Here is a 19,739-nt window from a genome sequence, read left to right as displayed (position 1 = left end):
GCGGCGCTGTGAACCCCCGATTTCCCAGGAGACGCCCATGCCGGCCCGAGCCCGTTCGCATTCGGCACTGCAGGAAGCACTCGCGCGGGCGGTGTCCGGCGAAGTCGCCGGCGACCCGGCCACGCTCGCCACCCACTCCACCGACGCGTCGAACTACCGGCACGTCCCGCTGCTCGTGGTGCGGCCGCGCAGCGCGGACGACGTGGTGGCGGCGCTGAAGGTGTGCGCGGACCACGGCGCGCCCGTCCTCCCGCGCGGCGCGGCGACCAGCATCGGCGGGCAGGCCGCGAACCGCGCGGTCATCCTGGACTTCACCCGGCATCTCAACCGCGTGCTGGACATCGACCCCGCCGCCCGCACCGCGCGCGTCGAACCCGGCCTCGTGCTGGACCGGCTGCGCGAACGGGCCGCCGAGCACGGGCTCACCTTCGGCCCGGACCCCTCGACGCACAGCCGCTGCACGATCGGCGGCATGATCGGCAACAACGCCTGCGGTTCGCATTCCGTGGCGTGGGGCAAGACGGTCGACAACGTCCGCGCGCTGGAAATCGCCCTGCTCGACGGAACCCGGCTCGAGGTCGGCCCGACTTCACCGGCTGAGCTGGAGGAGTTCTGCGCCCGCGAGGATTCCGTCGGCGAGCTGTACCGCCGCCTGCGGGACCTGCGCGACGAATACCTGGCCGACATCCGCCTCGGCTACCCGAAACTGCCGCGGCGGGTTTCCGGATACAACCTCGAATACCTGTTGCCGGAGAACGGTTTCGACGTCGCCAAGGCCCTGGTCGGCTCCGAGGGGACCTGCGCGACCATGCTGAGCGCGGTCGTCAGCCTGGCCCCGATCCCGGCTATGCGCGCCCTCGCCGTGCTGGGTTTCGAGAACAGCATCGCCGCCGCCGACGCGGTTCCCGCCCTGCTCGACCTCCCGGTGCTGACCATGGAAGGCATCGAGGCCGGTTTGGTCGCCGCTCTCGACGCCCGGAAACCCGGCGACCGCAGCACGCTGCCGGACGGAACGGCGTGGCTGTACCTGGAAACCGGCGGCGACAACGCGGCCGAGGCTTTCGCCGTCGCCCAACGAGTCGCTGCCCGCGCCCCGCAGGTCGGCGCCACTTCGCTCGTCGTGCAAGATCCCGTCGCCCAGCGGAAACTCTGGCGGATCCGGGAAGAAGGCGCGGGCCTCGCGACTCGGCTGGCCGACGGCTCCGAGGCGTGGTCCGGCTGGGAAGACTCCGCGGTCCCGCCGGACCGGCTCGGCGCGTACCTGCGCGAATTCGACCTGCTGCTGGACAAGCACGGCCGGAAAGGCGTGGTCTACGGCCACTTCGGCGACGGCTGTCTCCACGTGCGGATCGACTTCCCGATGGCCGCGCCGGAAGCGAAGGAAGCGTATCGATCGTTCATGGTCGAGGCCGCGGAACTCGTCGTGTCCCACGGCGGCTCGCTGTCCGGCGAACACGGCGACGGCCAAGCGCGAGCCGAACTCCTGCCGCTGATGTTCCCGCCGAGGCTCATGCAGGCCTTCGCCGATTACAAAGCCGCCTTCGACCCGTCGAACGGCATGAACCCCGGCCGGGTCGTCGATCCCGCGCCGCTGGACGCCGACCTGCGCACGGTCATCGCCCCGCCGATCCTGCCGACCCGGGCCCGGCTCGCCCTGCACGCCGACGACGGCGACCTGGCCGCGGCGTCCCGGCGATGCGTGGGCGTGGGCAAGTGCGTGTCCGCGTCCGGCGGGATGATGTGCCCGAGCTACCGCGCGACCGGCAAGGAGGAACACTCGACCCGCGGCCGGGCTCGCCTGCTGTTCGAAATGCTGGCCGGCGACGTCATCGAGGACGGCTGGCGTTCGCCCGAAGTCCGCGACGCGCTGGATCTGTGCCTCGGCTGCAAGGCGTGCAAATCGGACTGCCCGGTCGGCGTCGACATGGCCTCCTACCGGACCGAATTCCTCAGCCGCCATTACGAGCGGCGGATGCGCCCGATGTCGCACTACACGATGGGCGCGCTGCCGCGCTGGCTCCGGCTGGGCGCGCCCTTCGCCCGCGCGATCAACGCCGCGGCCGGCGGTCCGCTCCGGCCGGTCCTGAACCGCCTGGGCGGGATCGCCGCCGAACGCGAATTGCCGCGGCTCGCGTCGCCGACGTTCGCTTCGTGGTTCCGCCGCCGGGAGCGGGCGAGTTCCTCGTCGAAGGTCGTGCTGTGGCCGGACACCTTCACGAACTTCTTCGACCCCCAGGTCGGCCGGGACGCGGTCGCGGTGCTGGAAGCCCTTGGCCACGAGGTGGTCATCCCCGAGCGGACTGTCTGTTGTGGACTGACCTGGCACAGCACCGGCCAGCTAGGCGCGGCGCGCCGGGTGCTGCGCCGGTCTTTGGACGCGCTGGACCCGTGGCTGCGGCAGGGAATTCCGGTGATCGGGCTGGAGCCGAGTTGTACCGCGACCCTGCGGGAGGACGGGTCGGAGCTGCTGCCGGAGGATTCGCGGACTGCATTGCTGAAGCGCAATGTCCGGACGTTCGCGGAGCATGTCGGGGAGAGCGAGCTTCCCGCGTTGACGAAGTCCGCGGCTCCGGTGCTCACTCAGGTGCATTGTCACCAGCACGCGGACCTCGGCTACGACGCCGACTCGCAGCTGCTCGGGCGGTTGTCTGAGCATTCGCAGGTGTTGCGCGAGGGCTGCTGCGGTCTGGCGGGGAATTTCGGCTTCCAGCGGGGGCACTACGACGTTTCCGTCGCTGTCGCGGAGCACCAGCTGATGCCCGCCCTGCGCGCGGCGCCGGAGGGGACGGTGGTGCACGCGGACGGATTCAGCTGCCGGACGCAGATTCGGCAGCTGTCCGAGCACCAGCCCGCGCACCTCGCTTCGCTCACCGCTCGCGCCATGGGAGTCAGTGGCGGCTGAGGTGTGGTCCGGCTTGACGTCAGTAGCGAGTGAGCCGGTCCGGCGGAAGGAACGGGGCGATCTCCTTGGCGGCATCGATCGCGAGCGCACCCAGCTCGGCAACCCGATCCTCGGGCAGTCGCACGGTCGGCACCTGAATCACCACCGCCGCCCGGGCCAGCCCCCGGTCGTCCAGCACGCCCGCGCCGACGCACCGCACACCGGCGACGTTTTCCTCGTTGTCGATGCTGTACCCGCGATCGCGCGTCTCGGCCAGCTCCACCGCGAGGGCGTCGCGGGTCGCGAGGGTGTGCGGCGTCAGCGCGGGCAACTGCTCCGGCAGACTCGCGAGATAGGACTCCGCATCAAGGGAATTGGCGAGCATCGCCTTGCCGGAAGCCGTGGCGTACAACGGGAAACGCGCGCCAGGATGCTGCTCGAACCGCAACGGGAGCGTCGACTGCGCGCGCAGCAGGACGACCGACTCGTTGCCCTCGCGGATCGTGATGTTGACCGATTCCCCGGTGTCCGCGTTGATCCGCTGGATGACCGGCAGCGCGAGCTGAAGGCCGTGCACGCGCTGGGCGGCCTGGCCGAGCAGGATCGAGCCGGGGCCCAGGTGGTAGCTGTCGGTGCGGGGGTTGTGCGCGACGAGCCCGTCGGCGCTCAGCGCGCGCACCACCCGGTGCGTCGTGCCCGGCGTGAGGTCCAGTTTGCGGGCGATCGCGGACAGCGTGAGCTCCCCGTCCTCGTCCATGAGCAGCCGCAGGATGCCGAGCGCCCGGCGGATGGCCTGGGTTCCGGCTGGTGGCTGTGCTCCGGTCTGGTTCACCTGGGTTCCGTGTTCTCGCGCTGTCGGTTGAGGCCAGGTTAACGCGTGCCGGGCCCGCGGCGGTGCGGTGCACCCCGATCCGGGGGAGCGGCCGCCTCTTCGGCAAGCGGCCCTTCTCCCGCCCCGGCCGGTATCATCGGGATTCGTACGGTCCGCTAACGATGGGCAGGGGAAACGATGTCAGGTCCGCTGGTGCCGGGCGGGATCGGCGAGCACACGAGCTGTCTCCTGGTCAAGCTCGGCCAGGTCGTGTTCCGGCTCGCCGAGGACCGGCTGCACGAGCTGGGCCTGCGGGTGCGGCACTACAGCGTCCTCCAGGCGCTGGCCGACAACGGCCCGATGTCGCAGCTGTCGCTGGGCGCCTACCTGCGGATCGACCCGGCGACCATGGTCAGCAGCCTGGACGACCTTGAGACCCTCGGGCTCGCCGCGCGCGCCCGCGACCCCGAAGACCGGCGGCGTTACGTCGTCGACCTCAGCGACGCGGGGCGGAAAACGCTGCGCAAGGCGAACGAACTGCTGGCCGATCTCGACCGGCACGTGCTCAGCGACCTTCCGCAGCGCTCCCACGAGTCCCTGCACAAACTGCTGGCCAAGATGAACGAGGGCGCCACCCTGCCCGGGGAGTTCGACCGGATGCGGGATCAGGCCGGGCCGACGAAAATGTCCAGCGCCAGTTCGCCTTCGCCGCGCTGATAACCGGAGAGGTCCGTCACGCCTTCGGCGGCGAGCACCTCGTCGTCGATGAAGAGGTTCCCGGTGCATTCGCGGGAGGGCCGGGTGAGGATCGCGTGCGCGGCGTCGGCGATGATCTCCGGGGTGCGCGCCTGGCTCGCGCCGCCGATGATGTTGCGCACTGCCGCGGTGTCGATGAGGGTGCGCGGCCACAGCGAATTCGCGGCGATTCCGTCCGCTTTCAGTTCCTCCGCGAGACCCACGGTGCACAGGCTCATGCCGTATTTGGAGAGCGTGTAGCCCAGGTGCGCGCCGATCCACGCGGGGGAGAGGTTCAGCGGCGGCGACAGCGTCAGGATGTGCGGATTCGCTGCCTTGCGCAGCTGCGGGATCGCCGCCTTGCTGAGCAGGAACGTGCCTCGGGTGTTGATGTCCTGCATGAGGTCGTAGCGCTTCATCGACAGCTCTTCGGTGCCGGACCGGTCGAGCGCGCTGGCGTTGTTCACGACGATGTCGATGCCGCCGAACCGCGCCGCCGCCGCTTCGGCCGCGGCGAGCACGTCGTCTTCGGACCGCACGTCGCCGACGATCGGCAGTGCCTGGCCGCCGGCGGTCTCGATCTCCTTCGCGGCGGTGTAGACGGTGCCTTCCAGCTTCGGATGCGGTTCCGCGGTCTTCGCCAGCAGGACGACGTTCGCCCCGTCCCGCGCCGCGCGGGTCGCGATGGCCAGGCCGATGCCGCGGCTGCCGCCGGACATCAGGACGGTCTTTCCGGCGAGAGTCATGGCCGGGTCCTTTCGGGTGGGCGAACGTGGTCAGCCTGCCGCCAGGAGGGCGGTCATGAGCGCAACATACCATTAGTAGTGCGTATGATTTAAGAGGCAAATCCTCGCGTCGGACGGTCGAGTGCGCCGAAGACCGCCGCCTGGCCGCGTCGGGGGAGCAGGAGTTCCTCGACTGCCGCAGACCTACTGGGAGGCCCGCCGCAACAGCCGGATCACTGCCTTCTCGATCCGCTCCCGCAGTTGCTCCTCCGCGAGCCCGTCAGCGTCGGCTTTGCGCACCGAGCGGTGGATCGTGCCGCGCCGCTCGAATTCCCGCAGCACCCGCGGGTCGACGTACGAACGCCGGGCGACGGCGGGCGTGTTGCCCAGTTCCTCCGCGACCTCCTTCATCGCGGCGGTCTCGGCCCTCGCCAGGCCGCGCTGGGACGTCGGCGCCTCCCGTGCGGCGAGGGAGACCGCGGCGAGCACCGTCGCGTGCCAGGTGCGCAGGTCCTTGACCGTGAATTCCTCGCCGGCCAGTTCCTTGAACCGCTCGTTGACGTCGCTGGCGCGCAGTTCGCGCCAGCCGTCGTCGGCGCGGTAGACGAACAGGCGCGAGGTGCCGGTGCGGCAGCGGCGGAGCGACTTGAGGACGGCGGCGAGTTCGCCGTCGCGCATGCTCAGCGACCGGACGAGGCCGCTTTTGGCGGGGTAGCAGAAGGTCAGCTCGTCGCCGCTGATTTTCACGTGTTCGCGCAGCAGCGTGGTCGCGCCGTGGGAGCCGTTGGCTTCCGCGTACTCCTCGCCGCCGCTGCGGAAGACGCCTCGGTCGATCATCCGCAACGCGGCGGCGGAGACCCGGCGGCGGTCGAGGCGGCGCCGGCGCAGATCCTCCCGGATGGCGGCGCGGACGTTCGGCAGCTCCCCGGCCAGTGCGAGCACCCGGTCGTGTTTCTCCTCGTCGCGCGCTCGCCGCCACTCGGGGTGGTACAGGTACTGGCGGCGGCCCGCGTCGTCGGTCCCGACGGCCTGGATGTGCCCGGTCGGATGCGGGCAGATCCACACCCGGCGCCACGCGGGCGGGATCACCAGCTCGCGGATGCGCTCGAGGACCTCGGCGTCGGTCACCGGGGAGCCGTCCGGCGCGAGGTACCGGAAGCCGCGGCCCCGGCGCTGCCGCTTGATGCCTGGCGAGGACAGCTCGCTCCGCCGCAATCGCATGCTCGCGGTTGCCCGCGGCGGCGGGCTTCAAACCGGATTCCGGACGCCGGTTGGCCGCCCCGCCACCGGATGCGGCAGGCGTCGAGCCGGGGCCGGGACGTGCGCGGAGGTTTGCCCGATCCCGCACCGGTTACCCGGCTAACTCCGCGCCGGACCCGGTGCGGGCGATTCAGGGAGGGCTCCGGTCATGACTACTGCCGTTGCGCGGCGCACGCCGCGCCAGCTCGTCGCCGCCGGTGTGGGCGCGGTGTTCCTGCTCGTCGGCATCCTCGGCTTCATCCCGGGCGTCACCACGCATTACGACCAGCTCACGGGTGCCGGGCACCATTCCGGCGCGCTGCTGCTCGGGCTGTTCAGCGTGTCGATCCTGCACAACGTCGTGCACCTGGCCTTCGGCGTCGCGGGGCTCGCGCTCGCCCGCACGCCGGCCGGGGCGAAGAACTTCCTCGTCGCCGGCGGGGTGATCTACCTGGCGCTGTGGGTGTACGGCCTGATCGTCGACCACGGCAGCTCGGCCGACTTCATCCCGGTCAACACCGCCGACAACTGGCTGCACCTCGGCCTGGCCGTCGTGATGATCGTGCTCGGCGTCCTCCCGATGGGCACTCGGAGGAGCTTCTGATGACCACCACCGCAGACCAGTCCCTGTGGCTCGCGACCGCGTCGGCGACCAGCCGGTCGTCCCTGCGCGGCCGGGAACGGGCGGAAGTCGCCGTCGTCGGCGGTGGCGTCGCCGGGATGACCACTGCACTGCTGCTCGCGCGCCGGGGCGTGAATGTGGCCGTCGTCGAATCGGGGCGCGTCGCGGAGGGAGCCAGCGGCAATAACACGGCGAAGGTCACCGCGTTGCAGTCCACTGTGTACTCAACGCTCCTTCGCGAGCACGACGCGGCCACCGCGACGGCCTACGCCGAGGCGGCGCTGGCCGGGGTCGAATTGGTGGCGGAGCTGGCCGAACCCATCAAGTGCGGGCTCCGCAGGCTGCCCGCCGCCACGTTCGCGCTGGACGCCGACGAGGCGGACACCGTGCGAGCCGAGTACGAGGCCGCGACCCAGGCCGGTCTGCCGGTCGAGTGGACGGACACGCTCGACCTGCCGGTCCCGGTGCACGGCGCGGTGCGGCTGCCCGAGCAACTCGCGCTCCATCCGGCCGACTACGTGCGCGGGCTCGCCGACGCCGTCGAGGCCGAGGGCGGCCGGGTATTCGAGGAAAGCCGGGTGCGGCAGGTCAGCGCGGCGCCGCCGTACCGCGTCACGACCGAGGACGGCGCGCTCGACGCCGAAAACGTGGTCATCGCGACGCATTACCCGATCCTCGACCGCGGGCTGTTCTTCCCCCGGCTGGAGGTGCAACGGTCGTATTGCGTTGCCGCGACACTGAAATCCGGCAAGCCGCCGGGGGAGCTGGCGATCAGCGCCGGGAGTCCGCTGTGGTCGTTCGCCTCCTGCGAGGACCGGCTGATCCTCGGCGGCCAAGGCCATCCGGCGGGCGACCCGGTCGACTTCGCGCGGTACACCGAACTGGGCGAGTTCGCGGCGCGCCACTTCGACGTCGACGAGGTCACGCACCGGTGGTCGGCGCAGGATCCGAAGGCCTACGACAGCATCCCGATCGCCGGGCCGTACTTCCCGGGCGCACGGAAGCTGTGGGTCGAGACCGGGTTCGCGAAATGGGGCTTGGCGATGGGGACCGCGGCGGCGGCCGCGGTAGCCGACGGGATCACCGGATCGGCCAATCCGCGTCGGGACCTCTTTTCTCCGCAACGGGTTTCGCTGAAGTCGGCATCGAAACTGGTGCAGCAGAACGCGAAGGTGGCGAAGGACTTCGTCGGCGACCGGCTCGCCCAAGCCGACGCGACGAGCACCGACGACATCGCCGTGGACCAGGCGAAAGTGCTGGCGGACGGACATGGTCGCAAAGGCGTTTACCGAGACCGAGAAGGCACCCTGCACGCGGTGTCCATGCGGTGCACGCATCTCGGCTGCTTCGTGCGGTTCAACGCCGCCGAGCGCAGCTGGGATTGCCCGTGCCACGGTTCGCGATTCGACGTCGACGGCACTGTGCTCGAAGGGCCCGCCACCGCGCCGTTGCCCCGCCGGACTCCCTGAAATCGCCGTGTGTAGGCCGGTCGATCGCGGGCACTCCAGCCGGACTTGCCGGGTATGGCGCCCGGCTCGGATCCCGGGAGAGGACGCTGATGTTCCGACACACCAAGCTGCTGCAGTTCGAGGCGAAGCCCGAGAAGCCGGACCCGGTGTACGCGCACAGGCTCCAGGAGCTGATCGGGGGCGCGTTCGGCGAGATGACGGTGACCATGCAGTACCTGTTCCAGGGCTGGAACTGCCGCATCGAGGGCAAGTACAAGGACTTGATCATGGACGCCGCGACCGAGGAGATCGGGCACGTCGAAATGCTCGCCACGATGGTCGCGCGGCTGCTGGAGGGCGCGCCGGCCACCGCGACCGCGGAAGCGGTGAAGGACCCGGTGATGGCGGCGGCGATCGGCGGGATGGACCCGGAGCAGGCGATCGTGGCCGGTGGCGGCGCGCTGCCCGCCGATTCGAACGGCACCCCGTGGAACGGCAAGTACATCGTCGCCTCCGGCAATCTCCTCGCCGACTTCCGCGCCAACGCCGCGGCCGAGGCGCAGGGCAGGCTGCAGACCGCGCGGCTGTACCGGATGACCGACGATCCCGGCGTGAAGGCGATGCTGCAGTTCAATCTCGCTCGCGACACCGTGCACCAGAAGCAATGGCTGGCCGCGATCGAGGAACTCAAGGCCGACGGCCTGGAAAGCGACATCGCGCCGACCGCGTTGTTCGACGAGGAAAACCAGGACCACAACAACACGGTGTGGCACCTGTCGGACGGCCCGGACGGGGCGAAGGCGGGCTGGAGCTTCGGCGGGGAAGGCATCGAGTACCTCGCCGATCCCCAGCCGCTCGGTGGCCCCGGTACGGCGCCGAAGCCGGATCCTGCGCTGTACGGGACGTACTCGCCGACGCAGAACGCGGTGGGTTCGCTGAAGGGGAAGGCGAAAGAGGTGAAGAACAAGGCTAAGTGACGGTGTTCGGGACCCCGGGGCCGGCTGTGCCTCGGGGTCCGGCGCGTCAGACGCCGTATCCGCCGTCGACGTCGAGTTTCTGGCCGCTGATGAACCCGGCGCGGTCCGAGGCGAGGAAGCACACGGCTTCCGCGATGTCCTGTGCGTTGCCGAAGGTGCGCAACGGGATGGCGCGGAGGGCGGCGTCGAGGGCGCGGTCGTCGAGGTCGCCGTTGGCCACCAGCTCCGCTGCCATGCCGTCTGTCAGCATTCCGGGGCCGACGCAGTTGACCCGGACGCCGAAGCGGCCTTCCTCGGCCGCGAGCGCTCGTGCGGTCGCTTCCACCGCACCTTTGGGCCCGGCGGAAAGCCCGTCGCGGACAGGGTAGCGCCGGGTCGCTGCGGTGGTGACCGCGACGATCGAGCCTTTGCTGGCGCGCAGGGCGGGCAGCGCCGGGCGGACGAGGTTGAAGAACGCGGCGGCCTCCGCGGCGAGATGCCTGCCGAAGTCTGCGGGGTCCACTGTGGACAGATGCTGTTGCGGGACCAGCGGTCCGGCGGCGTGGACGAGGGTGTGGATCGTTCCGAAACGCTCGACCACGTTGTCGAGGTACGCCTTGGTCTGCCGGGCGTCGGTGAGGTCCAGGGGTTCGGCTGTCGCGTCGAGTTCGGCGGCTAGCCGCTTCGCTGCTTCGTGGTCGCTGCGATAGGTGAAGGCGACCGCGGAGCCGCGTTCGGCGAGCGTGTGGCAGATCGCCGTGCCCAGCCCTCCGGTTCCGCCGGTCACGACCGCGATGCCCGGCTTGCCGTGGAAATCCTTCAAGGGCAGCCTTCCTCCATCTGAAGCAAGCGCTTGGTGCGAGACTACGATCCCGTGCGACGCCGGTCAAATCAGGTGTCCGCTGAGCCGACGCATGCCCTCCGCTCTCCCTTCCGGCGAAGGTACCTTCGCGCGATTGAGCGCTCCGAGCCGAAGGAAGTGGAACGTGGCCGATCAACTCGTGGATCTGCGGGACAAAATCGTGTTCGTGACCGGTGCCGCGCAAGGGGAGGGTGCCGAGCACGCGAGGACGACCGCGCGGCTGGGTGCGCGCGTCGTCTTGGCGGACCTGGACGAAAGCGCCGTCGCCGCGGTCGCGGACGAGATCGACGGTGCGACGCTCGCGGTCGGCTTGGACGTGCGCAGCAAGGAAAACTGGGCCACCGCCATGGAACTCGCCCGCGCCGAGTTCGGCCGGGTCGACGTGCTCGTCAACAACGCCGGTTTCTACCGCAAGGCACCGTTGGAGAGCTTCGCGGAGGACCATCTCGCGCACACCTTGGGCGTCAATCTGATCGGCCCGGTCCTCGGGATGCAAGCCGTGCTGCCGTTGATGCGGGACCGTGGCGGTTCGATCGTGAACGTCGCCTCGACCGCGGCGTTGACGGGCTTCGCGGGCGGGCTGGGGTACAGCGCGTCGAAATGGGGGCTGCGCGGGGCGAGCAAATCCGCTGCGAAGGAGCTCGGCGAGTTCGGCATCCGGGTGAACTGCGTCTGCCCGGGCGCGATCGACACGCGGATGATCTCCGAAACGACCCGCGCGGGCGGCGGCGCGGTGGCGGGACAGCCGATCCGCCGCCCCGGCACGACCGGCGAGGTCGCTGCGCTGGTGGCGTTCCTGGCCAGCGACGCGAGCAGTTACTGCACGGGACAGGATTTCGTGATCGACGGCGGCCAGACCGCGTGACCCGCCGCCCGCTGATCGGCGGACGGCGGATCTCTCTGTCCTGGTTGCGGCAGGTGCGGGGGACGCGAGCAGGGGGGATGAGGCGGGCAGGCGAGCGTGGTGTCCCTTGTGGATGGTCGGCACGGTCAGCCGGAAGCGGGCCGTCCGTTGGCCAGCTGGAGTTCGGCCTCCGCGGAGGGCGGGTCCGGCACCGCTCGCGGACGCAGCGTCGGCACCCCGTTGGCGACCCGCCACACCGTAGCCGCGGCATTGCGCACCTCGGTGATCGTGGCAGTTCGGGCGAGTGCACGCCGATCTCGCAGGAACTCGCGGACCGGCGCAAGGTCGAGGCCGGGTTCTCCGCCAAGGGCCCGGGCGGGACGCCGCTGGAGTTCTTCCACGGGCCGGTGCTCGAACACAGCCTGGTGCTCACCAAATACGCACGTCGCGGCGATCGTTTCTCGGCACTCCGCTACTCCTGCGATGCTGCACTGTCAAGGTCCTTCAGCGAGAGCGCAAAGGCTTGGATGCTCGCGCAGCGCGGCTGAGTCTTGAACGGACCGTACGCGGGGGCGTGCGGGTTTCCGTTCAGAGGGGAGCATGCGATGAGAATGTCAGCGAAAACTGTCGCAGCCGCCGCGCTTGCGGCGGCGACCGCAATTGTGCCCGCCGCGGCGGCGGCTGAGATGCCGCCCACGCATCGCGCAATGGCACACCCGCCAGGAGAGCCGCCGGTGCATCCGTACCGCGACATGGGTGTCCGGATTCAACCGCATTTGCCGGCGCGCCAGGTCGGCGAGGTCTGGGCGGGCTTCACCTATGGCTGGGATTGCTGGACGACGGGCGATCCCGTGGAGATCAGCCACGGGCGGTACAACAATGTCTGGCTGATCGTCTACGGCTACCAGAATGTGCGCGGGTACGTGCCGGCGGCCGGACTGAGCGGCGACAAGTACGGCAACTGGGTCGACGGATCGCATATCCAGGACTTTCCGTGCCGCGGATAGCAGCACGGCGAACAGCGCATCGCGCAGAGCCCGAACAGAATGGCGGGGGATTCCATGACGAACGCATCTGACCGATGGGTGCTGGCTTTCGACGGCTCGTGCCGGTTCTGCCGGGCCATGTCCCGCGCGGTGGCCGAGGCTTGCGACGGGACGCTCGAAGTCTTGCCGCTGGCACAGCCGGATGTGCGGAGATGGCGTGAGCAGGCGCTCGGCGCCGACCCGGCGTGGGCGCCCACTCTGATCCGGGTGAGGCCCGACGGCACCCGAGCTTGGATAGGCTCCCGGCTCGGGGTGAAACTGGCCAGGCATCTGGGCGTCCGGTCGACGTTGGCAGTCCTCGGCGCGATGGGCCGGACGCGGCGCCCTGCACAGCGGAACCAGCTAGGCGTCCGGTCGCTCGTCGGTGGCCTCGCAGTGGCGGCCGCGCTGGTCAAACTCGGGCCGTCGGGAGGCAAGGGCAAGGGCAAGGGCGAAGATCCTGTCGCGTGGGCGGAGTCCAACAAGGACCGGCTCCCCCAGGCGTACTCCGAGTTCGCGGAGCATTCGCTCCCCTACCGGAAGGCGATCTTCACCGCTTCGTCGGCCGCGGTCAGAAGCCGTCTGTGGACGGAGCACCTCCGCCAGTACGGTGCGACGCACGATTCCCTGTCGGAGAGCCAGGAACGAGCGTTGCAGCGCGCCGCGGAGGTCCTCGGGAACGAGTCGTTGCACTCGCGGCCGTCGCCGCCCGACCTGAACCAGGTACTGGAGGACCTCCGCGCCGTGGTGACCGCTGCCTTCGCCGGGGAGGCCCAGTCGATCATCGCGACCCTCGGCCCGTCGGAACCCGAAGCCGCCAGCGACGATTGCCAGTGCAGCATGGAGAGCGACTATTGCTGGCAAGGCTGTGTATACAGCGACGAGTGCCACCGGGTGGGCGGCTGCGGAACCGGATGGCTCTACGTCTGCGACGGATGGTGCGACGGCCCCTGACCTGGTCTCCGGACGAGTCAGCCGGCTGAGGCTCTTCGCGACGATCTTATGGTCGTCGCGAAGAGCGACCGGGATCGCTACCTTCGGAGAATGCCTTTCTCCGGTCTAGACGCCTGGCTGAGTGCCCGAGCCGCGGTCGGCAAGTTCTCCGGAGCAGTGCTGATCCGCCGCGGCGAGCACGTGGTGTTTTCGGGTGCGTACGGGCAGGCCAGCCGCCGATGGGCGGTGCCGAACAGGATTGGCCTCCGGTTCGACACGGCGTCCGTCACCAAGCTCTTCACAGCGGTGGCCGCCTTGCAGCTGGTCGACGAAGGACGGCTGGAGCTGGACGCGCCGATCACCGAGATCGTCGACTTGGCCGGGACGGCGATCTCACCGCGGGTGAGCGTGCGGCACCTGCTCACGCACACCTCCGGCATCGCCGACGACGCGGACGAGGAAGCAGGTGAAAGCTACGAGGCGCTGTGGGTTGACAGGCCGGTCTACTCGGTGACGCGAACGCGCGACCACCTGCCGAATTTCGCGGCCAAGCCACCGAATTTCGCGCCGGGGGAGGGATGCCGGTACTGCAATGCCGGATACCTCCTCGTCGGTCTGGCGATCGAGGAAATCACCGGGGTCGCCTATCGCGAGCACATCCGGAGCGCGGTTTTCGCGCGGGCGGGCATGACGTCGTCGGATTTCTACGACCGGCGGGAAGCCGCGGCGGACGTCGCCGAGGGCTGGGATCCGGTCGTCGGCGCGGAGGGACGGATCACCGGGTGGCAGCAGAACATCTTCAGCTGCCCGTCGATCGGCGCGCCCGACGGCGGGGCGCATGCCACCGTGGCCGACCTGGTGCGGTTCCTGCGCGCCGTCCGCGGCGGCGAACTCCTGTCGGCCGAGCGCACCGGGCAGTTCCTCACCCCGCAGGTGCTGCACCACCGTGCCGAAGACGGCGACGTGTGGTTCGGGTTCGGGCTGGAGTTCACGATGCGGCCCGACGGTTCGGTGCGGAACTACTACAAGGACGGCGGCAACGCCGGCGCCGGGGGCATCGCACGCCACTATCCGGGGGAGAACCTCGACGTGGCGGTGCTGTCCAACGCGGAATACGGCAGTCTCGCCGTGATCCGCGAAATCGACCGGCGAATTCTGTGAGCGCGGGTTAATTGCCGTGCCAAAATATCGGACACTGCTCCAGTTGAGTCCTCAACCTGCTGCGCAATGGCCGAGATTGAGTGCGCGAATGTCCGAGTTTATCGGGTTGTGATAGGTGTGTTCATCTTTTGTTAACCTGTACGTTCCTGTCTGGTTAACCTTGGCAGCGCCACCATAGTGCACCATGTCATCTCCCGCTCAGGCTAGTGAGAATGCTTTCCTTGCACCGCTGGGAGAATCCCTTTCTCCCGAGGAACGCGCAATTTATGTCCGCCTCGAAGGATCCGGGAAACCGGTGCTTCCGGGGCTCGCGGAAAAATACGCGGAATGCCTTCCGAAAGCCCGCGCGACGACTATGTCCCGCCTCCTTTCCGCGGTAGTGCGCGAGGGGTTGCTGAGAACGGGGCCGGCGCGCGGACGCGGCCTGGAACTGGTGCTGCGCGAGGCGACGAAGACCGGTCGCCTGACCCTCGCCGGTCCGGTCCGGCTCAACGGCCGGGAGGTCGCCGACCCGTTGCGGCTCTGGGATTTCCTGGCGAAGGAGCGGTTGTGCTCCGGCGACTCCGACGCCTGGGAGCGGCTGCGTGCCGAGCTCGCCGACAGCGTCGCCGGTCATGCGCTGTCCCTGGCCGCGGCGAGCGTCTTCGCGGCCGAGCTGCGCGATCGGGATAATTCCGGCAACGGGCACCGAAACCGGCCGTTCGCGTCGCTGGTCGCCGCGCTCCGCGATTCGGGCGAAGAGGGATCGCTGCTGATTCCCTTCGAGCGAATGGTGGTCGAAGGACATCCGCTGCATCCGGTCGCTAAAATGAAAGTCGGGATGTCGGCCGAGGACACCATTCGCTATTCCCCGGAATTCGGCGCGGCGTTCGATCTGCCGCTGGTTGCGGTTTCCCGGGACGCCGCCACCGGAGCGAACGGCCTCGATGCTTCGCAAGCATTGCTCAGCGAAGCCTTTCCGCGAACTGTCGCCGCGGCTGCCGTGGAGATGCGCGCGGCGGGGCTCATTCCCGAACAGCGCGTGCTGATTCCCGTCCATCCGCACCAGCGTTTCCACGCCCTCCCGGCGCTGCACGCCGACGCGATCGCCGACGGCACGGTGGCGCCGCTGCGCACCCGGATCCCGGCGCGGCCGCTGATCTCGGTCCGGACCCTGTCGGCGCGCGAGACCGCGGCGAGCGCGGGACTGCACGTCAAAACCGCGCTGGAAGTGCAGCTCACCAGCGCCGTCCGCGGGGTCTCGCCCGCCGCGGTGCACAACGGGCCGCGCCTGTCCGCGCTGCTCGAACGGATCGTCGCGGCAGACCTGGACCTGGCGCTCGGCACGCCGGACGGGCGGCCGCGGTTCGCGGTGCTGCGAGAGCTGGCCAGCGTCGCGTATGTGCCGCCGGACGGGCCCGATCCCGCGGCTGTGCAGGCCCGGCGCCGTTCGCTGGCCGCTGTCCTCCGGGAAGACAGCGAAGACCTGCTCGGCCCGGACGAATTGTCGATGCCGGTCGCCGCGCTGTTCGCGAAATCTCCGTTGACCGGCGCCAGCCTCCTCCACGATCTGCTCGCCGAGACCGCGTCGGTCACCGGCGCTGCGCTGAGCGAGGTGGCGCGGCAGTGGCTGGCCGCGCACGTCGAGCGCTGTGTCCCGCAGTTGCTGACGCTGCTCGTCCGCTACGGCATCGCGCTCGAACCCCATCCGCAGAACACCGTTCTCGTCCTGAAAGACCGGTTGCCGCACCGCGTTCTGCTCCGGGACCTCGGCGCCGCGCGCGTGCTGGAATCCCGTCTGGCCCGACGCGCTTTGGCCGGCGACTTCCTGCCCGGCTCGCCCTTGCTCGCCAGCGACCCCGCCGCGCTCCGCGCCAAGTTGTACTACCCGCTTTTCGGCCACCATCTCGGAGAACTCGTCGCCGAGCTGGCGCACGCGTCCGGATGCGTGGAGGACGCCCTGTGGCCGGTGGCGGGGGAGTGCGTGCGGCAGGCGTTCCACCGGCTCGCCATGTCCGCCTGCTGCCCCGAGGAGGCCGAGGACGCCAGGGCGGACGCCGAAGCGTTGCTGAACGAGCCGTGGCAGCACAAGGCGTTGCTGACGATGCGCCTCAAGAACCTGGTCACCGACCAGCAGTACGTCGAGGGACCGAATCCGCTCGCCGCGACGAAGCAGGAGCCGGAACCGCCGGACCTCAACGAGGCGGAACGGGAAATGCTCGCGTGCTTGCGCGAGCGCCGCCCGGAACTCGTGCGGCCCTGGCTGGACGAACTCGCCGGCGCGCGATTGAGCACCCTCAACGGCGCCTGCGGCGCGCTGCTGCGCGAACGGAGATCGTTGCCCGCCAAGCGAATCACCGAGATCGTCCTTCCCTTCACCGGACCGCCGCCGGTGGCCCCGAGCGTTCTCGCGCTGCTGGGGCCGGGCGCCGGACGGCTGATCTGCGTGACCTTGCGGTCGGGACGGCGGCTGGCCGCGGTGTGCGAGCCGGAAGGCGGGTTCGGGGCCAACGAAGTGGCGAGCCCGGTCGTGCTGAGCGACGGCGTCGAAGTCCGCGTGCTCGACCGACCCGAGGATCTGGTCGACGCCGTCGCCTCGTCCGGCGGGGAGATGGATTGGGGCGCGCTCCGCGACGATCTCGTCGACTCGGCGCGCAACCTCGCCCTGTCCCGTGCCTGCGTCCGGCGCCGCCTGCCCGCGCGCCCGCACCGGATCGCGGCGGCGGCCGGACAACGCGCCGTTTCCGACCTCGCCCTCGACCTCGACGCCGCGTGCGCGGAAGGGCACACCATCCACCTCGCCCCGAGGGTCCGCCGCGGCTTCACCCCAGCGGATTCGCTCGCGTATTGCCCGGAAAGCGCCGACACCGTAGGCCTTTCCTTCGTCGCGGTGCGCAAGGATTCCGTGCTCTCGACCCCCGATCCGTCGGGCGCGTCGGTGGGAACGATCGTGGCCGACCATTTCCCCGCGACCGTCGCGCGCGCCATCGACGGACTCGCCGCCCGCGGGCACGCTCCCGCCGAGTACGAGCTGATTCCCGTGCACCCGTGGCAGCTGCGGAGCAGGCTGGCCGCCGAGTACCCCGAGGAACTGGCGACCGGCGGCATCGTCCCGCTCCCCGAAGCGCAACTGGCCTGCCGGCCGACCGTCTCGGTGCGCACCCTGGTCACCGCCGCCGCGGGCAGGCACGGACGGCGGCTGACCGTGAAAACCTCGCTCGACGTCCAGCTCACCTCGCGGCGGCGCACGATCTCGCCGGCCACCACCGGCAACGGCCCGCGAATGAGCTGTCTCCTGCAACGCCTGCTGGCCGACGACCCCAGCACGCGCGGCAGGGTCGTCTGCGTACCCGAATTGGCCGGCATAGCCTTCGCTCCGCCGCCGGGAAACCCCGCACCCTCGCGAGAACGCGGCCTTTCCGCCCTGCTCCGGGCCGATCCCGCCGACTACGCGGTCCCCGGCGAGATCGTCCTTTCCGCCTGCGCTCTGCGAGGAGCGGCGTATCCGGACGGAACCGTTCTGGCGGAACTGGTCCACGAACGCTCACGTCGCTCGGCGGTCGCGCTCGGGTTCTTCGACCGCTACGCCGAGCTGATGCTCGCCGCGGGGCTGCCGTTGCTGTGGCGGTACGGCATCGGACTGGAGGCCCATCTGCAGAACACGCTGCTGGTGGTCCGCGACGGACTGCCGGTCCGGGTCCTCGTCCGCGACTTCGGCGGCATCCGCGTCCACTCGGGCCGGATGCGCGAGGCAGGCCTCGATTTCGTCCCGCACCCCGGGTCGATCACCTTCTCCGACGACATCGGCCACGTGCGGAGAAAGGTGTCGTACGCGCTGCTGCAGGCCAACATCGCGCACGTGGTGACGATGTTCGCGGAGACCTGGGACCTGCCCGCCGAGCGGCTCTGGACGACAGTCCGCACCAAGATGACCGACCTGCTGGCCGGGCTGCCCGCGAACCTGCTCGCCAGGGCGTCCGCGGACGTCGCGTTCCTGATGACGTCCCATCTTCCGCAGAAAGCGTTCGGGCTCATGCGGTTGCTGGCCGCCGACCACGACATCTACCTGCCCCAGGCCAACCCCCTGCACGGCGCCGGCGACACCGTCCGATGACGGCGGGCACTGCCGGGCGGCTGCCGCTGCGCCTGTTCCTGGCCGGCACGCTGTCCTCCCGGATCGGCGACACCGCGGATCTGGTCGCGCTCAACTGGTACGTCGTCGAGCGGACCGGTTCGGCCACCGCGCTGGCGACGGTGAACGTGGTGCGGCTCGCGCCCATCCTGCTGTTCACCGCGCCGGCCGGATGGCTCGCCGACCGTTACGACAAACGCCGGCTGCTCGCGGGTCTGCGCGTGGCGCTCTTCGGCTCGACCCTGTGCCTCGCCTGGATCGTCACCGCTGGCGGCCCGCTGTGGCTCGTGTGCGCGACGGTGTTCGCACGAGCCTCAGCGGGCAGCGCGGAACCTGTGCTGAGGCAGACGCTCCTGCCGTTGCTGCGCGGGCAGCGACCGCTCACCGCCGTGATCGCCATGCACTCGGCCTGCCTGAACGCGGCGATGCTCCTCGGCCCCGCGGCAGGCGCGCTCGTCCTCGCGATCAGCTCGGTCCCGATCGCGTTCTGGTTCAACGCTTTCTGCACGCTCGTCGCCCTGTGCTGCCTGACCGTCCTGCCCGATCCCGTCCCGACGCCTGGCCCGGCGCCGCCAGCGGAGTCCGTGCGGCGGCTGCTCCGGCAGAACCCGGCGATGCGCCGTCAGATCGCCCTCGCGATGGGGCCGATGCTGTTCGCTTTCCCGTACACCGCGATGATGCCGCTCCTGTCGAAAGACCTCTTCCACGGCGACGGAAGCACTGCGGCCCTGCTGCTGACCTGCGGCGCCGCGGGCGCGCTGGCCGCCTCCGCGACCATGTCCCGCCGCCCTCCGTCGAACCCCGCACGACTGGCCGCGATCGGCGCGGTGCTGCTCGGATGCGCGTTGCTGGTCCTCCTCGTGCCCAGCGGCTTCAGCGGCAAGTCCGCCGCGGTCGGCGCGGGCGCGACGATGGTGGTGGTCGGGCTGGTCGGGCAGTGTTACCGCACCGCGAACCGAGCAGCGCTGCAAGCGACCGCCCCCGGCGATCTCCTCGGCCGGATCATGGGCATCGCGAGCACGGACCGGGCGATGATCCCGGTCGGCACCGCCGTGCTGGGACCGCTCGCGGAACTCGCGGGCACGCGGACGATGGTCGCGTTCATGGGTCTCGGCTGTGTCGTCACGACGTTGCTGACGATCCGGATCTGCCGGAGTCCGCCGGAGCCTGGTCTGGCCCCGACCTGATCGCGCGTCGTCCTCGGCGCGTACGGCCGCCCGGGTGAGGCAGGGTTGCGCAAAACGGGCGCCCCGAAGGTATGTTGGCGGCATCGCCGGTCAGCCAGGCATTTCGCCGTATCCGACCAGCCGCCGAGGGGGATTTCCGACAGCCCGGCCGGCGCCGCTCGTTCCCGGTCCCCGCCCCGCTTCGCGCGAGGAGGGAACG

Annotated in this window: 16 protein-coding genes; 11 read left to right on the top strand and 5 right to left on the bottom strand. The window is 70.2% G+C overall.

All coding sequences use genetic code 11. The features are described 5' to 3' along the window. Positions 1–37: 37 nt before the first annotated feature. Entirely contained in the window at positions 38–2,902 is a 2,865-nt protein-coding gene (locus tag L3Q65_RS18865; protein ID WP_237600432.1) for an FAD-binding and (Fe-S)-binding domain-containing protein, read from the top strand. Between the two features lie 19 nt (positions 2,903–2,921). Here L3Q65_RS18865 and L3Q65_RS18860 read toward each other — a convergent pair whose 3' ends face one another. Beyond that, positions 2,922–3,713: an IclR family transcriptional regulator gene (locus L3Q65_RS18860; protein WP_182893128.1), complete on the bottom strand. Its 792-nt coding sequence runs from the start codon at positions 3,711–3,713 to the stop codon at positions 2,922–2,924. Positions 3,714–3,890: 177 nt separating this feature from the next. Here L3Q65_RS18860 and L3Q65_RS18855 point away from each other — a divergent pair, with 177 nt between their 5' ends. Continuing rightward, positions 3,891–4,409 carry a MarR family winged helix-turn-helix transcriptional regulator gene (locus tag L3Q65_RS18855; RefSeq protein ID WP_237600431.1) on the top strand — a complete coding sequence of 173 codons (519 nt, stop codon included), beginning with the start codon at positions 3,891–3,893 and terminating at the stop codon, positions 4,407–4,409. Here L3Q65_RS18855 and L3Q65_RS18850 read toward each other — a convergent pair. Together L3Q65_RS18850 and L3Q65_RS18845 are read right to left on the bottom strand one after the other, a co-directional pair. Beyond that, positions 4,358–5,173: an NAD(P)-dependent oxidoreductase gene (locus L3Q65_RS18850; RefSeq protein WP_237600430.1), complete on the bottom strand. Its 816-nt coding sequence runs from the start codon at positions 5,171–5,173 to the stop codon at positions 4,358–4,360. The two genes, L3Q65_RS18855 and L3Q65_RS18850, sit on opposite strands and share 52 nt — an antisense overlap. Before the next feature lie 183 nt (positions 5,174–5,356). Continuing rightward, positions 5,357–6,373, bottom strand: a complete 1,017-nt coding sequence (locus L3Q65_RS18845) for a DNA topoisomerase IB (protein WP_182893125.1) — start codon at positions 6,371–6,373, stop codon at positions 5,357–5,359. 187 nt (positions 6,374–6,560) lie between these two features. Here L3Q65_RS18845 and L3Q65_RS18840 point away from each other — a divergent pair, with 187 nt between their 5' ends. The 3 genes from L3Q65_RS18840 to L3Q65_RS18830 all read left to right on the top strand — a co-directional run bounded on the left by L3Q65_RS18840 (position 6,561) and on the right by L3Q65_RS18830 (position 9,438). Further along, the gene (locus L3Q65_RS18840; RefSeq protein ID WP_182893124.1) at positions 6,561–6,995 is read left to right on the top strand and encodes a DUF4383 domain-containing protein; all 435 of its coding nucleotides are present in this window, start codon (positions 6,561–6,563) and stop codon (positions 6,993–6,995) included. After that, positions 6,995–8,482 carry an FAD-dependent oxidoreductase gene (locus L3Q65_RS18835; RefSeq protein WP_237600429.1) on the top strand — a complete coding sequence of 496 codons (1,488 nt, stop codon included), beginning with the start codon at positions 6,995–6,997 and terminating at the stop codon, positions 8,480–8,482. The genes L3Q65_RS18840 and L3Q65_RS18835 overlap by 1 nt, the downstream gene beginning before the upstream one ends. Positions 8,483–8,571: 89 nt before the next feature. Then, positions 8,572–9,438, top strand: coding sequence for a manganese catalase family protein (locus L3Q65_RS18830; RefSeq protein WP_237600428.1), 867 nt, complete (start codon positions 8,572–8,574; stop codon positions 9,436–9,438). Positions 9,439–9,484: 46 nt separating this feature from the next. Here the strand turns inward: L3Q65_RS18830 and L3Q65_RS18825 are convergent, their stop codons facing one another. Beyond that, positions 9,485–10,240 carry an SDR family NAD(P)-dependent oxidoreductase gene (locus L3Q65_RS18825; RefSeq protein ID WP_237600427.1) on the bottom strand — a complete coding sequence of 252 codons (756 nt, stop codon included), beginning with the start codon at positions 10,238–10,240 and terminating at the stop codon, positions 9,485–9,487. A 163-nt stretch (positions 10,241–10,403) separates the two neighbouring features. Here L3Q65_RS18825 and L3Q65_RS18820 point away from each other — a divergent pair, with 163 nt between their 5' ends. Next, the gene (locus L3Q65_RS18820; RefSeq protein WP_237600426.1) at positions 10,404–11,144 is read left to right on the top strand and encodes an SDR family NAD(P)-dependent oxidoreductase; all 741 of its coding nucleotides are present in this window, start codon (positions 10,404–10,406) and stop codon (positions 11,142–11,144) included. A 125-nt stretch (positions 11,145–11,269) separates the two neighbouring features. Here L3Q65_RS18820 and L3Q65_RS18815 read toward each other — a convergent pair whose 3' ends face one another. Beyond that, a complete protein-coding gene (locus L3Q65_RS18815) occupies positions 11,270–11,524 on the bottom strand; it encodes a hypothetical protein (protein ID WP_237600425.1) in 255 nt (84 codons plus the stop codon). Positions 11,525–11,734: 210 nt separating this feature from the next. Between L3Q65_RS18815 and L3Q65_RS18810 the strand changes: the two genes are divergently transcribed. The 5 genes from L3Q65_RS18810 to L3Q65_RS18790 all read left to right on the top strand — a co-directional run bounded on the left by L3Q65_RS18810 (position 11,735) and on the right by L3Q65_RS18790 (position 19,540). After that, positions 11,735–12,130 carry a hypothetical protein gene (locus tag L3Q65_RS18810; RefSeq protein WP_237600424.1) on the top strand — a complete coding sequence of 132 codons (396 nt, stop codon included), beginning with the start codon at positions 11,735–11,737 and terminating at the stop codon, positions 12,128–12,130. 54 nt (positions 12,131–12,184) lie between these two features. After that, positions 12,185–13,102 (top strand): bacteriocin fulvocin C-related protein, encoded by a 918-nt coding sequence (locus L3Q65_RS18805; RefSeq protein WP_237600423.1) that lies wholly within the window; start codon positions 12,185–12,187, stop codon positions 13,100–13,102. A gap of 90 nt (positions 13,103–13,192) precedes the next feature. Beyond that, positions 13,193–14,242: a serine hydrolase gene (locus L3Q65_RS18800; RefSeq protein WP_237600422.1), complete on the top strand. Its 1,050-nt coding sequence runs from the start codon at positions 13,193–13,195 to the stop codon at positions 14,240–14,242. Positions 14,243–14,537: 295 nt separating this feature from the next. After that, positions 14,538–18,335 (top strand): IucA/IucC family siderophore biosynthesis protein, encoded by a 3,798-nt coding sequence (locus L3Q65_RS18795; protein ID WP_237600421.1) that lies wholly within the window; start codon positions 14,538–14,540, stop codon positions 18,333–18,335. Next, entirely contained in the window at positions 18,332–19,540 is a 1,209-nt protein-coding gene (locus tag L3Q65_RS18790) for an MFS transporter (protein ID WP_182893115.1), read from the top strand. Before L3Q65_RS18795 ends, L3Q65_RS18790 begins: the two co-directional genes overlap by 4 nt. The last annotated feature ends 199 nt before the right edge of the window (positions 19,541–19,739 follow it).

The sequence above is a fragment of the Amycolatopsis sp. FU40 genome (assembly GCF_021903635.1).
Classification (GTDB): Bacteria; Actinomycetota; Actinomycetes; order Mycobacteriales; family Pseudonocardiaceae; genus Amycolatopsis; species Amycolatopsis dendrobii.
The sequence above is the reverse complement of the archived record's forward strand: the minus strand, read 5'-3'. Positions and strand labels throughout refer to the sequence as shown.

Coding starts and splice junctions, on each gene's coding strand:
- L3Q65_RS18865 (WP_237600432.1), top strand. CDS start 38: ATGCCGGCCCGAGCCCGTTCGCATTCGGCACTGCAGGAAGCACTCGCG.
- L3Q65_RS18855 (WP_237600431.1), top strand. CDS start 3,891: ATGTCAGGTCCGCTGGTGCCGGGCGGGATCGGCGAGCACACGAGCTGT.
- L3Q65_RS18850 (WP_237600430.1), bottom strand. CDS start 5,173: ATGACTCTCGCCGGAAAGACCGTCCTGATGTCCGGCGGCAGCCGCGGC.
- L3Q65_RS18845 (WP_182893125.1), bottom strand. CDS start 6,373: ATGCGATTGCGGCGGAGCGAGCTGTCCTCGCCAGGCATCAAGCGGCAG.
- L3Q65_RS18840 (WP_182893124.1), top strand. CDS start 6,561: ATGACTACTGCCGTTGCGCGGCGCACGCCGCGCCAGCTCGTCGCCGCC.
- L3Q65_RS18835 (WP_237600429.1), top strand. CDS start 6,995: ATGACCACCACCGCAGACCAGTCCCTGTGGCTCGCGACCGCGTCGGCG.
- L3Q65_RS18830 (WP_237600428.1), top strand. CDS start 8,572: ATGTTCCGACACACCAAGCTGCTGCAGTTCGAGGCGAAGCCCGAGAAG.
- L3Q65_RS18810 (WP_237600424.1), top strand. CDS start 11,735: ATGTCAGCGAAAACTGTCGCAGCCGCCGCGCTTGCGGCGGCGACCGCA.
- L3Q65_RS18805 (WP_237600423.1), top strand. CDS start 12,185: ATGACGAACGCATCTGACCGATGGGTGCTGGCTTTCGACGGCTCGTGC.
- L3Q65_RS18800 (WP_237600422.1), top strand. CDS start 13,193: ATGCCTTTCTCCGGTCTAGACGCCTGGCTGAGTGCCCGAGCCGCGGTC.
- L3Q65_RS18790 (WP_182893115.1), top strand. CDS start 18,332: ATGACGGCGGGCACTGCCGGGCGGCTGCCGCTGCGCCTGTTCCTGGCC.